General features: G+C 39.8%; 17 protein-coding genes and 1 riboswitch. Of the genes, 2 read left to right on the forward strand and 15 right to left on the reverse strand.

Annotation, left to right across the window (positions count from 1 at the left end):
- Positions 1-26: 26 nt before the first annotated feature.
- The 15 genes from AC1D0Y_RS11695 to AC1D0Y_RS11765 all read right to left on the reverse strand — a co-directional run bounded on the left by AC1D0Y_RS11695 (position 27) and on the right by AC1D0Y_RS11765 (position 14731).
- The gene (locus AC1D0Y_RS11695; protein WP_060745639.1) at positions 27-788 is read right to left on the reverse strand and encodes an SDR family NAD(P)-dependent oxidoreductase; all 762 of its coding nucleotides are present in this window, start codon (positions 786-788) and stop codon (positions 27-29) included.
- A gap of 11 nt (positions 789-799) precedes the next feature.
- The gene (locus AC1D0Y_RS11700) at positions 800-2578 is read right to left on the reverse strand and encodes an acyl-CoA dehydrogenase family protein (RefSeq protein WP_098790663.1); all 1779 of its coding nucleotides are present in this window, start codon (positions 2576-2578) and stop codon (positions 800-802) included.
- Positions 2566-3309: a 2-phosphosulfolactate phosphatase gene (locus AC1D0Y_RS11705; protein ID WP_028408526.1), complete on the reverse strand. Its 744-nt coding sequence runs from the start codon at positions 3307-3309 to the stop codon at positions 2566-2568. Before AC1D0Y_RS11705 ends, AC1D0Y_RS11700 begins: the two co-directional genes overlap by 13 nt.
- Positions 3306-4364 (reverse strand): phosphotransferase family protein, encoded by a 1059-nt coding sequence (locus AC1D0Y_RS11710; RefSeq protein WP_028408527.1) that lies wholly within the window; start codon positions 4362-4364, stop codon positions 3306-3308. Before AC1D0Y_RS11710 ends, AC1D0Y_RS11705 begins: the two co-directional genes overlap by 4 nt.
- 25 nt (positions 4365-4389) lie before the next feature.
- A complete protein-coding gene (locus tag AC1D0Y_RS11715) occupies positions 4390-4791 on the reverse strand; it encodes an acyl-CoA thioesterase (RefSeq protein ID WP_013083164.1) in 402 nt (133 codons plus the stop codon).
- A gap of 14 nt (positions 4792-4805) precedes the next feature.
- On the reverse strand, positions 4806-5588 hold the full coding sequence (locus tag AC1D0Y_RS11720; RefSeq protein ID WP_028408528.1) for an enoyl-CoA hydratase: 783 nt from the start codon (positions 5586-5588) through the stop codon (positions 4806-4808).
- Positions 5588-6469 carry a 3-hydroxyacyl-CoA dehydrogenase family protein gene (locus AC1D0Y_RS11725; RefSeq protein WP_060745643.1) on the reverse strand — a complete coding sequence of 294 codons (882 nt, stop codon included), beginning with the start codon at positions 6467-6469 and terminating at the stop codon, positions 5588-5590. Before AC1D0Y_RS11725 ends, AC1D0Y_RS11720 begins: the two co-directional genes overlap by 1 nt.
- A gap of 83 nt (positions 6470-6552) precedes the next feature.
- Positions 6553-7116 (reverse strand): TetR/AcrR family transcriptional regulator, encoded by a 564-nt coding sequence (locus AC1D0Y_RS11730; RefSeq protein WP_025751919.1) that lies wholly within the window; start codon positions 7114-7116, stop codon positions 6553-6555.
- A gap of 90 nt (positions 7117-7206) precedes the next feature.
- Positions 7207-8823 carry a long-chain-fatty-acid--CoA ligase gene (locus AC1D0Y_RS11735; protein WP_279620569.1) on the reverse strand — a complete coding sequence of 539 codons (1617 nt, stop codon included), beginning with the start codon at positions 8821-8823 and terminating at the stop codon, positions 7207-7209.
- A gap of 19 nt (positions 8824-8842) precedes the next feature.
- Positions 8843-9616, reverse strand: a complete 774-nt coding sequence (locus tag AC1D0Y_RS11740; RefSeq protein ID WP_028408531.1) for an SDR family oxidoreductase — start codon at positions 9614-9616, stop codon at positions 8843-8845.
- Positions 9594-10838 (reverse strand): acyl-CoA dehydrogenase, encoded by a 1245-nt coding sequence (locus AC1D0Y_RS11745; protein WP_060745645.1) that lies wholly within the window; start codon positions 10836-10838, stop codon positions 9594-9596. The genes AC1D0Y_RS11740 and AC1D0Y_RS11745 overlap by 23 nt, the downstream gene beginning before the upstream one ends.
- Before the next feature lie 150 nt (positions 10839-10988).
- Positions 10989-11252 (reverse strand): DUF1292 domain-containing protein, encoded by a 264-nt coding sequence (locus AC1D0Y_RS11750; RefSeq protein ID WP_028408533.1) that lies wholly within the window; start codon positions 11250-11252, stop codon positions 10989-10991.
- 87 nt (positions 11253-11339) lie between these two features.
- Complete coding sequence (locus AC1D0Y_RS11755) at positions 11340-13064, reverse strand: PAS domain-containing sensor histidine kinase (RefSeq protein WP_060745646.1); 1725 nt, start codon at positions 13062-13064, stop codon at positions 11340-11342.
- 160 nt (positions 13065-13224) lie between these two features.
- A complete protein-coding gene (locus tag AC1D0Y_RS11760; RefSeq protein ID WP_060745647.1) occupies positions 13225-13539 on the reverse strand; it encodes a YckD family protein in 315 nt (104 codons plus the stop codon).
- Positions 13540-13612: 73 nt separating this feature from the next.
- Positions 13613-14731: an NAD(P)/FAD-dependent oxidoreductase gene (locus AC1D0Y_RS11765; RefSeq protein ID WP_060745648.1), complete on the reverse strand. Its 1119-nt coding sequence runs from the start codon at positions 14729-14731 to the stop codon at positions 13613-13615.
- A 340-nt stretch (positions 14732-15071) separates the two neighbouring features.
- Between AC1D0Y_RS11765 and AC1D0Y_RS11770 the strand changes: the two genes are divergently transcribed.
- On the forward strand, positions 15072-15584 hold the full coding sequence (locus AC1D0Y_RS11770; RefSeq protein ID WP_060745649.1) for a CBO0543 family protein: 513 nt from the start codon (positions 15072-15074) through the stop codon (positions 15582-15584).
- Positions 15585-15650: 66 nt separating this feature from the next.
- A riboswitch (Lysine riboswitch) is annotated at positions 15651-15833 on the forward strand.
- Between the two features lie 138 nt (positions 15834-15971).
- The gene (gene lysA, locus AC1D0Y_RS11775) at positions 15972-17300 is read left to right on the forward strand and encodes a diaminopimelate decarboxylase (protein ID WP_025751927.1); all 1329 of its coding nucleotides are present in this window, start codon (positions 15972-15974) and stop codon (positions 17298-17300) included.
- Positions 17301-17347 lie beyond the last annotated feature (47 nt).

Here is a 17347-nt window from a genome sequence, read left to right on the forward strand (position 1 = left end):
TCGGATTCCCTCCTTTTTATTTTGCATTAAACGATAAGCCACCCACCATCTACTAATAAATCACTTCCCGTCATATACGATGCCTCTTCAGACGCTGCAAAAGCAATAACGTTTGCAATTTCATCTGGTTTACCTACACGTTTTAAAGCCGTATTTTTTTCGATTGCCTTAGTGAAGCGCTCATTTTCAAGTCCAGGCTGTGTTAAAGGTGTTTCTACGAATCCAGGAGACACAGAGTTTACTCTGACTCCTTGAGGTGCTAATTCAAATGCCATTGCTTTTGTAAAGTTAATTAAAGCAGCTTTAGCAGCGCTGTAGTGAGGGATTTGTGCACCTGCTTTATGTCCTGAAAGAGAAGCGATGTTAACAATAGATCGATTTCCTCCTATTTCTTCAGTTAAAAAAGGAATCAAATGTTTTGTTACAAGAAACACGCTTGTTAAATTGACGTCCTGCACGTGTTTCCACTGTTCAAGAGTTGTTTCTTTGATGGTTGAATTAACTGATCCGCCTGCGTTATTAATTAATAAATGAATTTGTCCGTACTTTTCTTTTATAAACTCAGCCAGCTCTTTGACGTCTTCTTCTTTCGTTACATCAGCTGGGAAAATATCCGTGCATTTTCGTTCACACCGTGTGTCAATAGCGGATGCAGCCTGTACTAGTTTTTCTTTCGTTCGCCCGACAAGAATGACGCGAGCGCCTTCTTTCGCCATTCTCTGAGCGGTCGCTTCTCCAATGCCGCTTCCAGCTCCTGTAATAACAGCTATTTGCCCTTCAAAACGCATAATATCCCTCCTTATACAACATATCGCCCGCTGTCGATAAATTCACGGGCGATATCTCGATTGCGCGTGAACTCTCCTTCACTTTGCAAATCATTCATCCATTTCCCAAGAATTGTACGGTATTGTCGGTGTTTTTCACCCGTTAACATCCCGTTTATTAATTGTCGAGCCTGCTTTTCAATTTCAAATAGCGTTTCACTGACAACGGTTGCTGTCAGCTTGCTTTTTAATGTTTCTTGTTCTTCTCCATTTTTGTTCACGGCTTTTTCCGCGCGCAGCACAGATGACTCTATCGCAAATAGTCCAACAGCAATTTCTGCGAGCTTCATCAGCGTTTCTTGTTCTTGTGCTAAGTTGGCGTTAAACGTTTGGAATGCTGTTCCTAACAAAGCAAGAAATAAATGTCTTGTGGTAATAACCGCCTGCTTTTCTCTTGCTAGAAGTTCATTTGAAGATATTTCCCACTGACCGCTCATCAATTCACTAACAGCATGTTCTACTTGTTTGCTCAGCTCTATTTCTCCTTTGGCTGCTTTTTTTAGAAGCTGAGTTGGAAGCAAAAGGCGGTTGATTTCATTTGTGCCTTCAAAAATACGATTGATGCGTGAGTCACGATATACTTGTTCTATTTTATATTCCTGAATAAACCCTGCGCCTCCATGAAGCTGCAGCGATTCATCGGCAATTAAATCAAGGGTTTCCGATCCATACACTTTACAAACTGAACATTCCATTGCAAATTCAGCCAGCTGTTTAGCTACTAACTTATGATTTTCACTTTCATATAAGCCGCCAAGCGCCTCTTCTAGTAAACCAGCTGTACGGTACTGAATAGATTCAGATGCAAAAATACGAGCTGCCATTTTTGCTATTTTTTCTTTTGAAGCATTAAATTCTGCAATAGCTGTTTTAAACTGCTTGCGTTCTTTTGTATAAGCTAAAGCAAGTTCAAACGCATATTTCGCTGCGCCCATACATGCAGAACCTAAGTTAAAACGTCCAAGGTTTAAGACGTTCAACGCAATCAAGTGACCTTTTCCTACTTGTCCAAGTACGTTTTCTACGGGTACTAAACAATCTTCATAAATAACTGGACGAGTAGACGAACCTTTGATTCCCATTTTCTTTTCTTCTGGCCCGAGAGACAGTCCTTCAAAACCTTTTTCTACAATAAAAGCGGTAAAATGTTCACCGTCTACTTTTGCATACGTGATGAACGTATCTGAAAAGGCAGCATTGGTAATGTACTGCTTCGTTCCATTTAATACATAATGCGTTTTTTCAGGATTTAATACGGCTTTTGTTTGGGCTGCAAGAGCATCAGAACCTGCTTCTGGCTCTGTCAAACAGTAGGCCCCAATATATTCGCCGCTTGCCAATTTAGGCAAGTATTTTTCTTTTTGCTCCTTGGTGCCAAAATACGTAATAGGAAGTGTCGCAATGCATGTATGATTAGAATGAGCGACTCCATATCCGCTTGTGCGGCCAATGATTTCACCGACAAGTCCTTTGCTTACTTTATCAAGACCTAGTCCTCCATATGCTTCTGGAATACTGTGAGCAAGAAGTCCAAGCTCGCCTGCTTTATGCATCAATTCTACTACTTTATTAAAATCCTGCTGCTCAATGTCATTATGGTAAGGGTCTACTTCTTTTTCAATAAACTGCTTTGCCGTCTGAGCAATCATACGATGCTCAGACGTTAAGTCTTCGGGTGTATAAACGTGATGCGCAGATGTTTTTTTTAGTAAAAATGATCCGCCTTTTGCTTCAGTTTTCATTTCAGACATATCGTGTCCTCCCCGTTTACTAGCTTTTTTTTCACTACCTTAGGAACTACGGAATAGACGTTTTTTTGGCTGACAAAGCCAATTTCGTTTAGAAAGCCATACTGAGTGAGCATTTCTCCTACGGCTGAGCGCTTCAATATTTCAACAGGTGAATGCTCATAAGCCTCATACAAAAGCAGTGCGGCTTTTGCAGCATCCGTTAAATGAAATGTTTTTAGTTGCAGCAGACAGCTTATAAAGTACCCCGCTCCATACAAATCTTCTAGACAGAAGCGATCGGATGAACCTGAACAAACTAATAAAACAGTTTCATCTTGACCTTGCTGACAAACAGCACTGGCAACCGCTTCTCCGTTTAAAAGCGAAGCTGTATATACATGGTTTGCTTTTTCAGCGTTATGAATGGCTACGGTTCCGTTAGTCGTGGACAAAATAACCGTTTTATTTTGAACATGCTTCTTTAACGTGCTGGGATTCGGATCAAAAAAGCCTTCAATCGTTTTCCCTCTATATTCGCCTACAAGCGCAATATCATCAGGCTTGTACGTTTTTGCTTTTTCACGCGCTTCTTCTTCGTTTTTTACCGGAATAACTTCTCTTGCTCCTTGCTGTAAAGCAGCCGCAATTGTTGATGTAGCTAATAAGACGTCAAATATAACAACCGTTTTTCCTTCTAGCTTTTTGGCAAGAAGCTCTTCCTTTTTAAGTATTACGTGAACTTTTCCTTTCATATATGTCCTCGTTCTGTGTGCAGAGCATGAATAATTAGTGTTTTTACATAATCTCCAAATTGTGAAAACCGTTTATCATTTGTTTGGCCTTTTTTATAACGGTAATAAATTTGCTGACAAATGACAGCAAGCTTGAAGTACGCAAATTTCAGGTAAAAGTCAATGTGTGAAACATCCCGTCCGCTTTTTTTAGCGTATGCTTCTACAAAATCTCGCCGGGAATAAAAGCTTTTTTGCACAGTAACAGGTGGATTTCCGAGTCCTCTTTTCAAAAGTTCAGGATCGCTGTCTTCCATCCAGTAGCTCAGCGCCACTCCCAAATCAGCAAGCGGGTCTCCAACGGTTGTCATTTCCCAGTCAAATAATCCTACAATTTTATTTCCATCCGGCGAAAATAACGTATTGTTAAGCTTATAATCATAGTGAATAATGGTCGAATGCTGTGTAGTGGGGATGTGTGTGGTCAACCATTTTTTTAGGGCTTCTACTTCCGGTATGTCACTTGTTTTTGATTTTTCATAACGATGAATCCAGCCGTGTACCTGACGTTCTAAAAATCCTTCGGGCTTGCTGATTTTTTCAAGAAGCGTGCCTTTATAAGGAACATCATGAAGCTGAGCAAGGACATCCACCATTTGTTCTGAAATACAACGGCAAAGTGCGCTAGTTCCTTTCACTTCCTCTGGAAACGCTGTGTCGATGAGAACACCGTGCTTTCTCTCCATTAAAAAAAAGGATTTCCCGACCACCGTCTCATCTTCACAAAACACATACGGCCGAGGAGCGAGAGGGAAAGACTTCGATAAAACAGATAAAATCTTGTATTCTCTTTGCATGTCATGCGCTTTTGGCGCAACTGGCCCAAAGGGAGGGCGTCTCAACACCGCCTCCCACTCTCCGACTGAAAGAGCGTAGGTTAAATTGGACGCACCTGATCCAAATTGCTTGATTAAAAGAGGCTCTTTAGGTAAATCTGGAATCGAAACACGGAGAAACTGATGCAGTTTTTCCGTGTTTAATTCCTCTCCTTTTCGTACAGGAATGATTTGTGACATTCTTTTACCACCTGCTTTTTTATAGTTAAACAGCTACTTTATAATTCATCAAAAACTGCTTAATGTCCGCTGGAATAGACACGCTTTTTTGTGCATCAAAATCAAAGTACACAATGACAGCTTCTCCTTTAGCAATCAGCGATCCCGTCTTGCTGTCGGTAATTTCATGACCAATTGTAAAGCTTTTATTGCCGACATTAGATACAAAGGTTTTAATCATTAGCACTTGATTAAAATAACCTTGCGCAACAAAATCACATTTAGTAGACGCTAAAATATACTCCCACTTTTTTGTATGCATGGATGCTCCCATTTCTTCAAAAAAAGCAATACGGGCCTCTTCTAAATAAATGAAATAGCTCGTATTGTTAATGTGACCGAGTGCGTCTGTTTCGCAAAAGCGCACTTTGACCTGTGTTTCATACATGATCTTCTCCTCCTTTACTTATGTGAAAAAACAGCGGGACGCTTTTCAATAAATGCTGATACTCCTTCTTTAATATCTTCTGTTTGAAAGACTTCTTCAAACAGCTCTGCCTCAAGTTCAAGACCTTCAGATAATGTACGATTTATTCCTTCGTTTACCGCTGTCTTAATTCGAGAAAGTGACGGAAGAGAGTGACGGTTAAATTTCTTAGCCAGCTCTTTTGCTTTTTCGAGCCCTTTTCCTTTAGGCGTTATATGATTGGCAAAGCCTGCATGAAGCGCTTCTTCTGCAGAAACAGGACTGCCGGCAAACATCCACTCTTTAGCTTTAGAAACGCCGATTACGCGTGGAAGACGCTGAGTTCCGCCACCTCCAGGAAACAATCCGAGCTTCACTTCCGGAAGACCGATTTGAGCATGTTCTTCGGCAATGCGTATATCAGCGGTTAGTGAAAGTTCGCATCCTCCTCCAAACGTTAAACCATTTAACACGACAATTGTTGGTTTTTCAATGTTTTCAAGTTTTTGCAAAACACGATGGGTTTTCATAAACTCTTCTTTAATGCCGCTTTGCCCCATTAACTGAGGAAACTCTTTGATATCAGCTCCAGCCATAAAGGCCCGGTCGCCCGCTCCTGTTAAAATGATTGTAATGACATCAGGGTCTTTACTAAGCTCTTCATACGTTTCTTCAAGCTGCTGCACAACAGCCTGGCTCATTACATTTAAAGGCGGGTTATCAATGGTTACAATTGCCGTTTTCTCCTCTTTTTCAACACGTACAAATTTTTTCATCATTACTTCACTCCTTGTGTGTGGTATGTGTAAAAACCTTTTCCTGTTTTACGTCCAAGCTCACCTTTTTGAACTTTTTCTTCAATGCACGCAGCTGGCTTGTCCTCCGGATCCCCCGTTTCGCTATAGCGCTGCTGCATTACAAAATATCCGACGTCAATTCCCGAGAGATCCATCAATTCAAAAGGACCGATCGGGTGATTGAGCGCTTTTTTGCAAATCGTATCAATGTCTTCAAAATCTGCGTATCCATTTTCATAAAGGAAAACGGCTTCTTTTTGCAACGCTCCTAAAATTCGATTAGCAATAAAACCTGAGATTTCTTTTTTCAGAAGGACTGCTGTGCGATTAATTTGCTTGCAAACGTCCATTGTCGTTTGAGCTGTTTTTTCACTTGTCTTTTCACTCATCACAACTTCTACGCAGTCCATTACAAGGGGAGGGAAAAAGAAATGCATGTTAACGATTTGCTCTGGACGGTTTGTTGCACTTGCAATAAGCGAGTTAACAATTGTTGAACTATTCGACGCTAAAATGGCGTGACTTGGTGCGTACTCATCTATTTCTTTAAAGACACTTTGTTTTACATCTAACTTTTCTACCACAGCTTCAATTATAAAATCAGCATTTGAAACCGCTTCCTTTAATGTGTTTGTAAAAGACAATCTTCGGAATGCGGCTTCCTTAGCCTCAGAAGAGATTTTTCCTTTCTGAACCCACTTGCCTATAATTGCTTCCAGCTTGTCTTTTGCATCAATGAGTGATTGTTCATTCATATCTTGAATAATTGTTTCATATCCTCCGAGTGCACAAAGCATACCGATTTGATGTCCCATTTGTCCTGCTCCAATAACAGCAATACGCTGTATATCTTTACTATTCATGTTATAGCCTCCTTTTAATATAAAAGGAGAGAAAGGGCTTGTACTTTCCCGCCTTTTACGAGCACTGTCTAGCCTAGCAGCTACTATGACTCAATACCTTTCATCAGCATCTTATAAAAAATAGCCGCAACTTCTCGATCTGTCTTTTCACCATCTGGCTGAAACCAAAAATAGCTCCAATTTGTCATTCCTAATATGCCTAGCGTCACGATATCTGAAGGCAAATCTGAACGGAACTGCCCTGCTTCCATGCCTTTTTCAATAATTTCCTGTACGTTTTCTTTAAAACGATCGCGTTTTGGAATGATTTGTTCTAAGTGTTCTTCACTCAAATGACGCATCTCTCGAAAAAACACTTTAGCTCGAAGACCTTCTTTCTCAATATCATGAACAAGTTTAAAAATAATGCTGTGAAGCTTTTCTGGATAAGATGTTGTCTTATCTGCAAGAATCGTCTCTTGGTTTTCTATTAATCTTTCAATATATTGAAGGTGAATATCCATTAAAAGCTCTTGTTTGCTTTTAAAATAATAATAAAACGTTCCCTTTGTGACGTTTAATTCATTTACAATATCTTGAATAGACGTTTCTTTGAAACCTTTTTGAGCAAAAAGCTGAATGCTTCGTTCCATCATCAAATCTTTCATCGTCAAACCCTCTCTGTCTTTTCTCATTTTCACAAATTATACCATGGCTTAGAGGGAGCTTTTGAAAAAGTTTGTTTATGTTCAGCTTATTTACATCGTTTCTTTCACCACTTCTTCTCGTAGTGCCCGTCGTAAAATTTTTCCTACATTAGTCTTAGGAAGCTCAGCGCGAAACTCAAAGATTCGCGGAATTTTGTAAGCGGCAAGGTGCTGTCGACAATAAGAAGTAAGCTCTTCTTCGGAAAGAGATTTCCCATCTTTCACTACCAAAATCGCTTTAATGGTTTCTCCTCTGTAAGGGTGCGGCACACCAATTACAACGGCTTCTTTAATGTGGCTGTGTTCATATAAAACTTCTTCAATATCTCGAGGGTACACATTAAAACCACTCGCAATAATCATATCTTTTTTACGATCAACAATGGATAAATACCCGTCTTCATCTATCTGTCCAATATCTCCTGTGTACAGCCAGCCGTTTCTAAGCGCGTGAGCCGTCTCTTCAGGTTGATTCCAATAGCCCTTCATAACTTGAGGGCCTTTAATTACTATTTCTCCAAGCTTTCCTCTTGGCAGTTCTTTTGTTCCTGTAGCCACATCAACAATTTTATAAGCAGTTTGCGGAACGCCAAGTCCGACTGTACCTGGCTTTCTCTCACAAAACGGCAGGTTGCAATGCGTCACAGGAGATGCTTCTGATAGCCCGTACCCTTCTAACACTTTAGCGCCCGTTTTTCGTTCGAACTCTTTCATCAGCTCAACAGGCATCGGCGCACTGCCGCTGTTGCAGATACGAATACTTTCGATGTTGTATTCTTCTGCCTGAGGATGATTGGTAATAGCAACATACATAGTTGGAACACCGGGAAAAATACTAGGCTGCTCTTTTTTTATTGTATTTAGTACTTCTTCCAAATCAAAACGCGGCAATAGCAATATTTCATTTCCGCAAAGAATTGATAAATGCATACAGGAAGTCATGCCAAATACGTGAAACAATGGAATAACGGTTAAGCATTTTTCTTTTCCTAATTCAATATCATGCTTAAATATTTCGTATGATTGAACTGCGTTTGTGTAAATGTTTGTATGTGTAAGCATCGCACCTTTAGATGGTCCGGTCGTTCCTCCCGTATACTGAAGAACAGCAATATCGTGTGATGGATGGATGACCGGCTGATTAAATTCATGTTTTATGGTTAAAAAATCTAGGAAGGAAAGGTCTGGTGATGTAGGAACAAAAGGTTTTTGCAAGCTGACAGTTATCGCTTCTTCTATATGAACGCGATTTCTTATTTCTTGAAGTCTCGTATAAAAATCATCGAGTAGAATTATTTTTTTTGCCCCGGAATCGTTTAAAATATGCTCTAGCTCTTGTTCGACAAGCATAGGATTGACCTGAGTAACAATGCCGCCCGCTGCTACAATGCCGAAATAGCTTATTATATATTGCGGACAGTTTGGCAGCATAACTGCTACACGATCTCCTTTTTTAATCCCTTTTTTCTGGAGTGCTCCTGCAAATACGCGAACTGAGTGATACAGCTCCTGGTACGTTAACGTATGCTGATACATGCGCGTTGCCGTGTGAGCAGGATAACGTTCGGCTGTTTCTTTGAGCATATCAAATAGTGAAATATCTTCGATGTGAATGTCATGAGTGTAGGCTTCTGGATAAGGTGTAAACCATTTTTTAACGTCTTCCATCAAGTTACTCCTTTCTTATTCACATAGCATGAACTCCACCGTCTACTGTCAGAATATCTCCCGTAATATAATTAGACGCCGCAGAAGCAAGAAAAACAGCGGCTCCTTTTAAATCAGCGTCGGAGCCAAAGCGTTTTAAAGGGGTTTGACTTAGAAAATAATCTTTGCCTTGTTCCATAATCGCACCTGACATTTTAGTAGGGAAAAATCCCGGCGCAATCGCATTAACTTGAATATTATGCTGTCCCCATTTGACAGCTAAATCTTTCGTAAACGTAATGACCGCTCCTTTACTCGTATTGTACCCGATTGTATCCATGTACTGAGGATCCGTTCCTCCAAGACCGGCAATCGAAGCAATGTTAATAATCTTGCCAGCTTTTTGTTTAATCATTTCTTTTCCAGCTTCTTGAGACATTAAAAACGTTCCTGTAACATTAATATTCATCACTTTTTGCCATGCTTCAAGAGGCATTTCTTCAACCGGAGCACCCCACGTAGCTCCGCTGTTATTAATTAAAATATCAATACGTCCAAATGTTTCAATTGTCTGATGCACGACATTTTTAATATCTTCAGGCTGACTGATGTCGCAAGTTAAGGCGAGCGTTTTTACGTCGAGGCGGGCCAATCGGTCGGCTACTTGCTGACATGCTTCTTTTTTTCTCGAACATAGAACAATGTTTGCTCCTGCCTCTGCAAGCCCTTCTGCCATTTGTTCTCCTAACCCTCTGCCTCCGCCGGTAATAATAGCTGTTTTGCCAGTTAAATCAAACAAGTCCTTTATGTGCATAGGTTGCCTCCTTTTCTTGATAGGGTTTTAGCTCAAGCCTTGCAAGCTGTGCTTTGTGCACTTCATCTGGACCATCAGCAAGGCGAAGAGTGCGGGCATTTGCCCAAAGTGCCGCAAGCGGCGTGTCTTCTGAAACACCTGCTGCTCCAAATGCTTGAATAGCGCGATCAATGACTTTTAAAGCCATAGCAGGAGCCATTACTTTAATCATAGCAATTTCTTTCCGCGCTTTTTTATTTCCAACTGTGTCCATCATATAAGCAGCTTTTAATGTTAATAAGCGAGCTTGCTCAATTTCAATACGCGATTCTGCCACCCATTCTTGAATAACCCCTTGCTGAGAAAGCAACTTATTAAACGTAGAACGACTTTGAATACGCTTACATAATTCTTCAAGCGCTCTTTCTGCTGCTCCTATTAGCCGCATGCAGTGATGAATACGTCCAGGCCCTAATCTGCCTTGAGCAATAGCAAACCCTTTTCCTTCGCCTAAAAGCATATTAGACGCTGGCACACGCACATTGTCATAATGAATTTCAGCATGTCCATGAGGAGCGTGATCGTATCCAAAGACTGGAAGCATTCGTTCAATTTTAACTCCTGGAGTATTTAATGGAACTAGAATCATAGACTGCTGTTCATATTTAGATGCGGTAAAATCGCTTTTTCCCATGACAATAGCAATTTTGCAGCGAGGATCTCCCGCACCTGAAGACCACCATTTTCTTCCGTTGATCACATATTCATCGCCTTCTCTTACAATACTGCACTGAATGTTTGTCGCATCAGAAGAACCTACATCCGGTTCTGTCATAGAAAAGCAGGAGCGAATGTCTCCATTTAACAGCGGCTTTAGCCATTTTTCTTTTTGTTCAGGCGTTCCGTATCGAACCAGTACTTCCATATTGCCGGTGTCAGGAGCTCCGCAGTTAAAAGCTTCTGGTCCAATAATAGAACGGCCCATAATTTCGCAAAGAGGGGCATATTCGACATTTGTTAGACCCGCTCCGTATTCGCTTTCTGGCAAAAATAAGTTCCATAATCCAGCTTGCTTTGCTTTTTCTTTTAACTCTTCCATGATCGGAGGAACAGCTGACCATCTAGACGGCTGTTCATTCAGCTGTTGTTCGTATAGCCGTTCATTTGGATAAATATGCTCTTCCATAAAAGAGGTCAATTCTTTTTGCAGCTTCACTACTTTGTCAGAGTAAGAAAAATACACGGTAGTCCCTCGCTTTCATTTACTTACTAACCGGTTGGTATGTTACATATTCATCATAAATGAAGGGAAATAATTCAGCAAGATATTTTTAGAAAAATTCTAAATATTATATTATTTAAAATAAAAAAAGAGAGGTTTTAACCTCTCTTTTTACGCGGATGTCATTTCCTCAAATACGGCTGATACCTTTTCAAACTCCTCATCATCTTCAATTGAAGACCATTCACCATCATCTTCAATTTTCAAAAAGAAAACATCAATTTCTTCTTCTGTTTCAATTAAAACTTCTTCCACAAACGCAACGGCAATATAATCGTGCCCTTCAATCGTCATTTTTCCAAGCACTTCAATATCTTGCTCTTGATCATTTTCATCTAAAATTGTAAAAATCTCTCCCGTTTCAATGCGTTCCATCTTATTCCCTCCTAATTTTAACCTCATTATTCGTTCACTAACATGTATTCCCCTTTAGAAAAGGTTTCATGCTTATAAAAGTAGAATCTACTTTTTAAAAGGCAAAAGAATGTCTACGGTAGTTCCTTTTCCAAGCTCACTTACAAAGTTAATTTCTCCTCTATGTTCTCGAATGATCTTATAGCACACCATCAGTCCAAGCCCCGTTCCTTTCTCTTTGGTACTATAAAAAGGTTTTCCTAAATGCTTCATTCTTTCCTGCGTGATGCCTGGCCCCTCGTCGCTAAACCGGACAACAAGGTTCTCCTGATTAAACCTTTTTAGTTGAATCGTTACGGTTCCTCCACTTGGCATAGATTCGACTGCATTTTTAAATATATTGCTAAACACCTGTTTCAACTGATTTTCTTCGCATAATACGAGAGGAAGATGAAGATCAATTTCTTTTTTTACGTGAATTTTCTCTGTAATCCCCTGCACCTCAGCTAGCTTTAAAGTATTCTCTAAAATATCTTGGACATGTTTGTCTTTGTAGGTTTTCGCCTGAGGCTTTGCAAGACTCAAGAACTCATCGGTAATCAATTCAATTCTATCTAACTCATGATTTATCATTTCTACATAGTAAGGCTGACCGCTCGTTTCTTTTAATAACTGTATAAATCCTTTTACCGCCGTCAGAGGGTTTCGAATTTCGTGAGCAATACCAGCGGCTAACTGTCCGACTAAGGAAAGCTGAGCGGATTCACGCAGCAATTTTTCAGTTTTTTTACGTTCTGTAATATCACGAAACAAAACTTGAATGGCCTGCTTTCCCATATAGGGAATAGGAAAGGCAATGGTTTCGGCATCAATCGTATGACCGTCTTTATGAATAAACTTTTCTTCCTGTAGGTCTACAGATTTATTTTCTGTTTTCATTCGATAAATTCGCTGTTTTACAACATCATAGTAATCAGGGTGAACAAACTGATAAACACAAGCTCCTAATACGTCTTGAGGACTTTTGTATCCTAGCGCTTTAGCTCCTGCAGGGTTGATGTAATCAATTTTCCCTTCACTATGAACGATAATCGCTTCCGGCGATAACTCAATCAAGCTTCGGTAGCGTTCTTCACTTTCTTTTAAAGCCGTTTCGGCCTGTTTGCGTGATGTTATATCTCGATAGACAAAAGCAATGCATAGCGGCCAATCATTCATATTTTCAACGCGGAATAGTGTGACGCTTACATTAATTAAATGACCGTCTTTATGCTGTCTGACCGTCTCAAATTCCGTTTTCGATTCACCTGATTGAATGGTCTTATGAAGTTCCCACACTGGCTCCTTTAAAAACGAAGGTATAATCGGAAGAGGCTTTTGATAAATTTCTTCAAACGTCCAGCCAAATGTATTCTCAAACGCAGGGTTCACTTGAAGCGTTTTACCTTTTAAGTCAACGACAGCAACAGCATCTGCGTTATGATAGATAAAAGGCTGAACCTGTTCTTTTTTCTCCTGATAACTAGTTATATTCACGCAATGTCCCATGATTTCAGGCTTTTCTGTGTAAGATAAAGGGGTTAAGTTTACTACATAGCGTTTATCATTTATTTGAAGCTCGTACATAAGCTTTTTCTTTTTATTTAGTGCTTCGAAAAAATGCTCATACGAGACCCATTCTTCCAGAGGTATTTTTTGCTCATGAACGCTTTCACCTTGATACATACTGTAAACAAGATGATCATCTTGTTGTTTGTAAGCAAATATGATTCCTAGCGCCTCAGCTGAATGATTTTCTGCATGTAATCGGACTATTTTCTTATTTTCGTTCATCGTTCATATTTACCTACCCCTCACTAGCATCTTTCCTACTCGTTCTCATTCTCTTAATTTTACATGAGGATTTTAGAATTTACTAGATAAAGAAGCGGATATTTTCCATTCATTCACATAAAAAAGCGCCTGTAAAGGCGCTTTTTTATGTGAATATGAATTACTTTGAATGATGCATTTTATGACAGTGTCGTTTCGGAACAAAACCATTTTTCTCCATATGCTGATAACGATTTTCCATATGTGAAGAAATGTTTTGACTCTCCGTTTTGCTTAACACGCCGTACTCGACATATTTGGAAAGTATTTCTTTCTTTTTTGCTAGCATTTCTTTGTACAGCACGGACAATTCCTGCTTTTGCTGAGACGTCAGCTGCACGTCTTTTGTTTCTGGCTGAGGATGGTTTTCCGCTAATACAGGCGTCGCGCTCATAAATAAAAAAGCTGCTGCTGCACTTATCATAATCTTTCGCAAACAATCTACTTCCTTTCATCATATAGTAGTTGTAGTTTGCGAACTTCTATTTGTTTTCATTCATTCTGTTTGCTTAAGACTCGATAGCTCCTCTTACATCATAGTCGCTAAGATCCATTTCCATTTCCATTTCAAGTGCTAATTTAGCAAGCTCTGAACCAAGATAAGGACCCGACGTTAAGCCTGAAGCTCCGAGACCATTGGCTACTAGTATTCCTTCGTAAGCCGGAAGAGCTCCAATGACTGGCAAGAAGCCTGGAGTAAATGGTCGAAACCCTACCCTTGTTTCTAAAACTGTGCTTTCTGTTAAGCCGGGAGCAATTGATAAGGCCTTTGAAAAAATTTCATGAAGCCCACCAGCAGTTACTCGCAAGTCATAATCCGTGTCGTTTTCATGTGTTGCTCCAATAACAATTTGACCTTGTTCAAATGAAAGTATATATTGGTCGCTTGGAGGCATCACAACGGGCCAGTCTTTTGTATCTAAATCAGGGAGATGTAAGTGAACAATTTGCGCTTTTTGAAAGCTTGCTAAAAATTTTACTCCAAGAGGCTCTAGCAATTGATTTGCCCACGCTCCTGCTGTCACGATTGTTGTACTTGCTAGAAGGGTTTGTCCATTTACGGCAACGCCCGTTACTCGATTATTTTCATAAAGAAGTTCTGCGTTTCCTTCTATTATTTTTGCACCGTTTTTCTTCGCTGCATTCACAAGTGCGTTTCGAAGAGCTCTTCCGTTAACGCGAGCGGCTCCACTAATATGAACTGAACTGTATTCTTCTGAAAGAACCGGAAACAAAGCCTGTGTTTCTTTAGCGGATAAACGTGTAATCTCGCCTATTTCAGGAGCTTCTTCCCGACGTTTATATGCTCGTTCTTCCATTTTTTTAAGCTTTTGTTCATCAGTATGTAAGCTAATTGCTCCCACTTGCTTATATCCTGTATCCGTTTCTCCATCGTCTTCTAATTGCTGAATTAATGTTTGATAGTACTTGGCGCCGCCTTTTGCTAAGCGGTACCATGCTTTATTTCGACGCTGCGAAAGCCATGGACAAACAATTCCTGCTGCTGCATCAGTAGCTTGACCAGCATCCTTGCGATCTACCAATGTCACATCTGCTCCTGCTTTTGCTAAATGATATGCAGTAGAAGCTCCAAGTACCCCAGCTCCAACTACGATGTATGTTTTCATACCAAAACACCCTTTTCTTTCTTCTAGTATTCTTATGCTATATGTATGCAATTTTAGCATAGCAAAAAAAGAAGTCACATACTAGGCTGAGCTATTTCGAGCTTATTTTTACGTCTTGCTGACTTTAACATATAGCAGCTCCTTTCATCTCGTAAACAAAAGCGGTAGAAGTTCCTTTACGAAGATTATAGCAGCGTGAAGAAAGCCACAAATAGTGGTAGTACGTCTTTAACGCTGCTGCTTACGGCTTTTCTATTATAGTTTCTGAATAAAAGCAAAGAGAATAAAATTTCTATAATATGTAAATAAAAAGAAATAACCATTATTTTAAGGAGAGCGTATGCAATCTTCATTTGTATTATTTTTTATCATTCTTGGTTTACTATTTGGCAAGTGGCGCAGGTATCAAGAATACTATCCTACTTTGCTGTTTTGGGTCACGGGGAATTTGCTTTATGAAGTACTGCTGTTTCATCACCGCGTATGGGTATTTCACCCTGTTGGTATTGATCACCTTTTTCTACCCGATCACCTCATGGTTTCCCTTGGAATAACCTTAATTATTTATCCGTTTGTTATACCAGTTTTTTTAGGAAGGCTGCCGCTGCATGTAAGCGGCCGGATGTGGTGGATTCTTTTGTGGGCGCTTTTATTTACTGTGATTGAGTTCATTGCTTATGTTAATCACAGTATTACTCATCATTATGGATGGTCGCTGCTGTGTTCTTTTCTCTTCAATATTGTCACGTTCTCACTTTTAGTCATTCATCAAAAGACAGCGCTGGGTGCTTGGGTTCTATCTGGAAGCTTTATAGCTTTCTTATTTATTCTTTTTGATATTCCTATGCCTTAACTTTTCATTGACTAGACGGAGGAAAAGGAAATATAATAGAAATTACATTTAAATATAATTTTCCTCTCTGAGAATAGAGGTGCATGAAATCAAGAGTCACTTATTGGAGACTAATGGAGTCTGTGAAGATAAGTAAAAGGGATTTCGTGCCGAAGTATATAAACATCCATTGTGTTCATATACTGGTTCAGTATTGAATAAATGCTGAGCTGTCACAAACCATTTGGTTTGTGGAGAGCTATTGAAGAGATGTTGATGCCTAGAATGTAATAATATTTTATTATTATGAAACCAAGACGCGTGAACATCACTTCACGGGTCTTTTTTGTGTTTTTCTACTGACCATCAAAGTTATAGTTGAATGATTTAAATGGAGGGATACGGATTATGTACTTACATGGAACGAGTAAAATTAACAGCAGCAATCATTTAGAAATTGGGCAGTGCGATACGGTCGAACTGAAAAAACAATACGGCACTCCCCTATACATCTACGATCAAGAATTAATTGAGACGAAATGCAAGGCCTTCCATTCAGCCTTTCGAAGAAGCGGATTTTCATATCAAATCGCCTATGCAGGGAAAGCCTTTCTTTGTATGGAAATGGCTAGCCTTTTAACGAAGCTTGATATGTCACTAGATGTGGTCTCAGGAGGCGAATTATTTACAGCGCTTGAAGCTGGATATCCAGCTGAACGCATTCATTTTCACGGCAATAATAAAACGATTGAAGAAATGGAAATGGCTCTTGATGCGAATATTGGCTGTTTTGTTGTTGATAACTTTACCGAACTTGAAGTTTTGCATGCCTTAGCAGCTGAGCGCAAACAGAAAGCATCTATTCTTCTGCGTGTTACTCCAGGGATTGAAGCCCATACACATGAATATATTATGACCGGACAGGAAGACTCCAAGTTTGGATTTGGTCTTTCCAATGACCAAGCCATGAAAGCGGTAAGTTCTGCGTTAGAAAAGCCTTACTACGATCTTTTAGGCATTCATTGTCATATTGGTTCGCAAATTTTTGAAGTAGATGGTTTTTCTCGCGCCATTGATATTTTAACTGATTTCTTATTCAGCATTCGTGATAAAATGGAATTTGAAGTAAAAGTTTTAAACGTAGGTGGTGGTTTTGGTATTCGTTATACCGAAAGCGACTCTCCTCTTCCAGTTGAGTATTATGTAGATGCACTGACAGAAAAGCTAAGCCGCACGTTAACTGAACAGAACTATACCCTTCCAGAAGTCTGGATTGAGCCTGGAAGAAGCATCGTAGGAGAAGCAGGTACAACGCTTTATACAATTGGATCAACGAAGGAGATTCCAGGTGTACGAAAATACGTAGGAATTGACGGCGGTATGACCGATAATATCCGTCCTGCTCTTTACGATGCAAAACATGAAGCTGTCTTGGCTAATAGAGTGACGGATAAAAAAGATGAAACAGTATCAATTGCGGGTAAATGCTGTGAATCAGGAGATATGCTTATTTGGGATATTGATTTACCGCGCGTTAATCAAGGAGATTTATTAGCAGTGTCCTCTACAGGTGCCTACAACTATTCAATGGCTAGCAATTACAACCGTATTCCGCGCCCTGCTGTTGTATTTGTAAAAAATGGAGAAGCTCGTCTTGCTGTAGAGCGAGAAACATACGAAGATTTGGTGCGTAAAGATGTAAAGCCAGTCGTTACTACGTATGCAATGAGCAAATAATAGCTGTTCTTGCGTAGTAAAGAAGCTATTGTTGTTTGGAGGAAATC

The sequence above is a fragment of the Priestia sp. P1_B12_1 genome, from assembly GCF_056406695.1.

Bases quoted from the DNA above. Each gene is read 5' to 3' on its own strand.
- AC1D0Y_RS11695 (WP_060745639.1), bottom strand. From the start codon at position 788: ATGCGTTTTGAAGGGCAAATAGCTGTTATTACAGGAGCTGGAAGCGGC.
- AC1D0Y_RS11700 (WP_098790663.1), bottom strand. From the start codon at position 2,578: ATGTCTGAAATGAAAACTGAAGCAAAAGGCGGATCATTTTTACTAAAA.
- AC1D0Y_RS11705 (WP_028408526.1), bottom strand. From the start codon at position 3,309: ATGAAAGGAAAAGTTCACGTAATACTTAAAAAGGAAGAGCTTCTTGCC.
- AC1D0Y_RS11710 (WP_028408527.1), bottom strand. From the start codon at position 4,364: ATGTCACAAATCATTCCTGTACGAAAAGGAGAGGAATTAAACACGGAA.
- AC1D0Y_RS11715 (WP_013083164.1), bottom strand. From the start codon at position 4,791: ATGTATGAAACACAGGTCAAAGTGCGCTTTTGCGAAACAGACGCACTC.
- AC1D0Y_RS11720 (WP_028408528.1), bottom strand. From the start codon at position 5,588: ATGATGAAAAAATTTGTACGTGTTGAAAAAGAGGAGAAAACGGCAATT.
- AC1D0Y_RS11725 (WP_060745643.1), bottom strand. From the start codon at position 6,469: ATGAATAGTAAAGATATACAGCGTATTGCTGTTATTGGAGCAGGACAA.
- AC1D0Y_RS11730 (WP_025751919.1), bottom strand. From the start codon at position 7,116: ATGAAAGATTTGATGATGGAACGAAGCATTCAGCTTTTTGCTCAAAAA.
- AC1D0Y_RS11735 (WP_279620569.1), bottom strand. From the start codon at position 8,823: ATGGAAGACGTTAAAAAATGGTTTACACCTTATCCAGAAGCCTACACT.
- AC1D0Y_RS11740 (WP_028408531.1), bottom strand. From the start codon at position 9,616: ATGCACATAAAGGACTTGTTTGATTTAACTGGCAAAACAGCTATTATT.
- AC1D0Y_RS11750 (WP_028408533.1), bottom strand. From the start codon at position 11,252: ATGGAACGCATTGAAACGGGAGAGATTTTTACAATTTTAGATGAAAAT.
- AC1D0Y_RS11755 (WP_060745646.1), bottom strand. From the start codon at position 13,064: ATGAACGAAAATAAGAAAATAGTCCGATTACATGCAGAAAATCATTCA.
- AC1D0Y_RS11765 (WP_060745648.1), bottom strand. From the start codon at position 14,731: ATGAAAACATACATCGTAGTTGGAGCTGGGGTACTTGGAGCTTCTACT.
- AC1D0Y_RS11770 (WP_060745649.1), top strand. From the start codon at position 15,072: ATGCAATCTTCATTTGTATTATTTTTTATCATTCTTGGTTTACTATTT.
- lysA (WP_025751927.1), top strand. From the start codon at position 15,972: ATGTACTTACATGGAACGAGTAAAATTAACAGCAGCAATCATTTAGAA.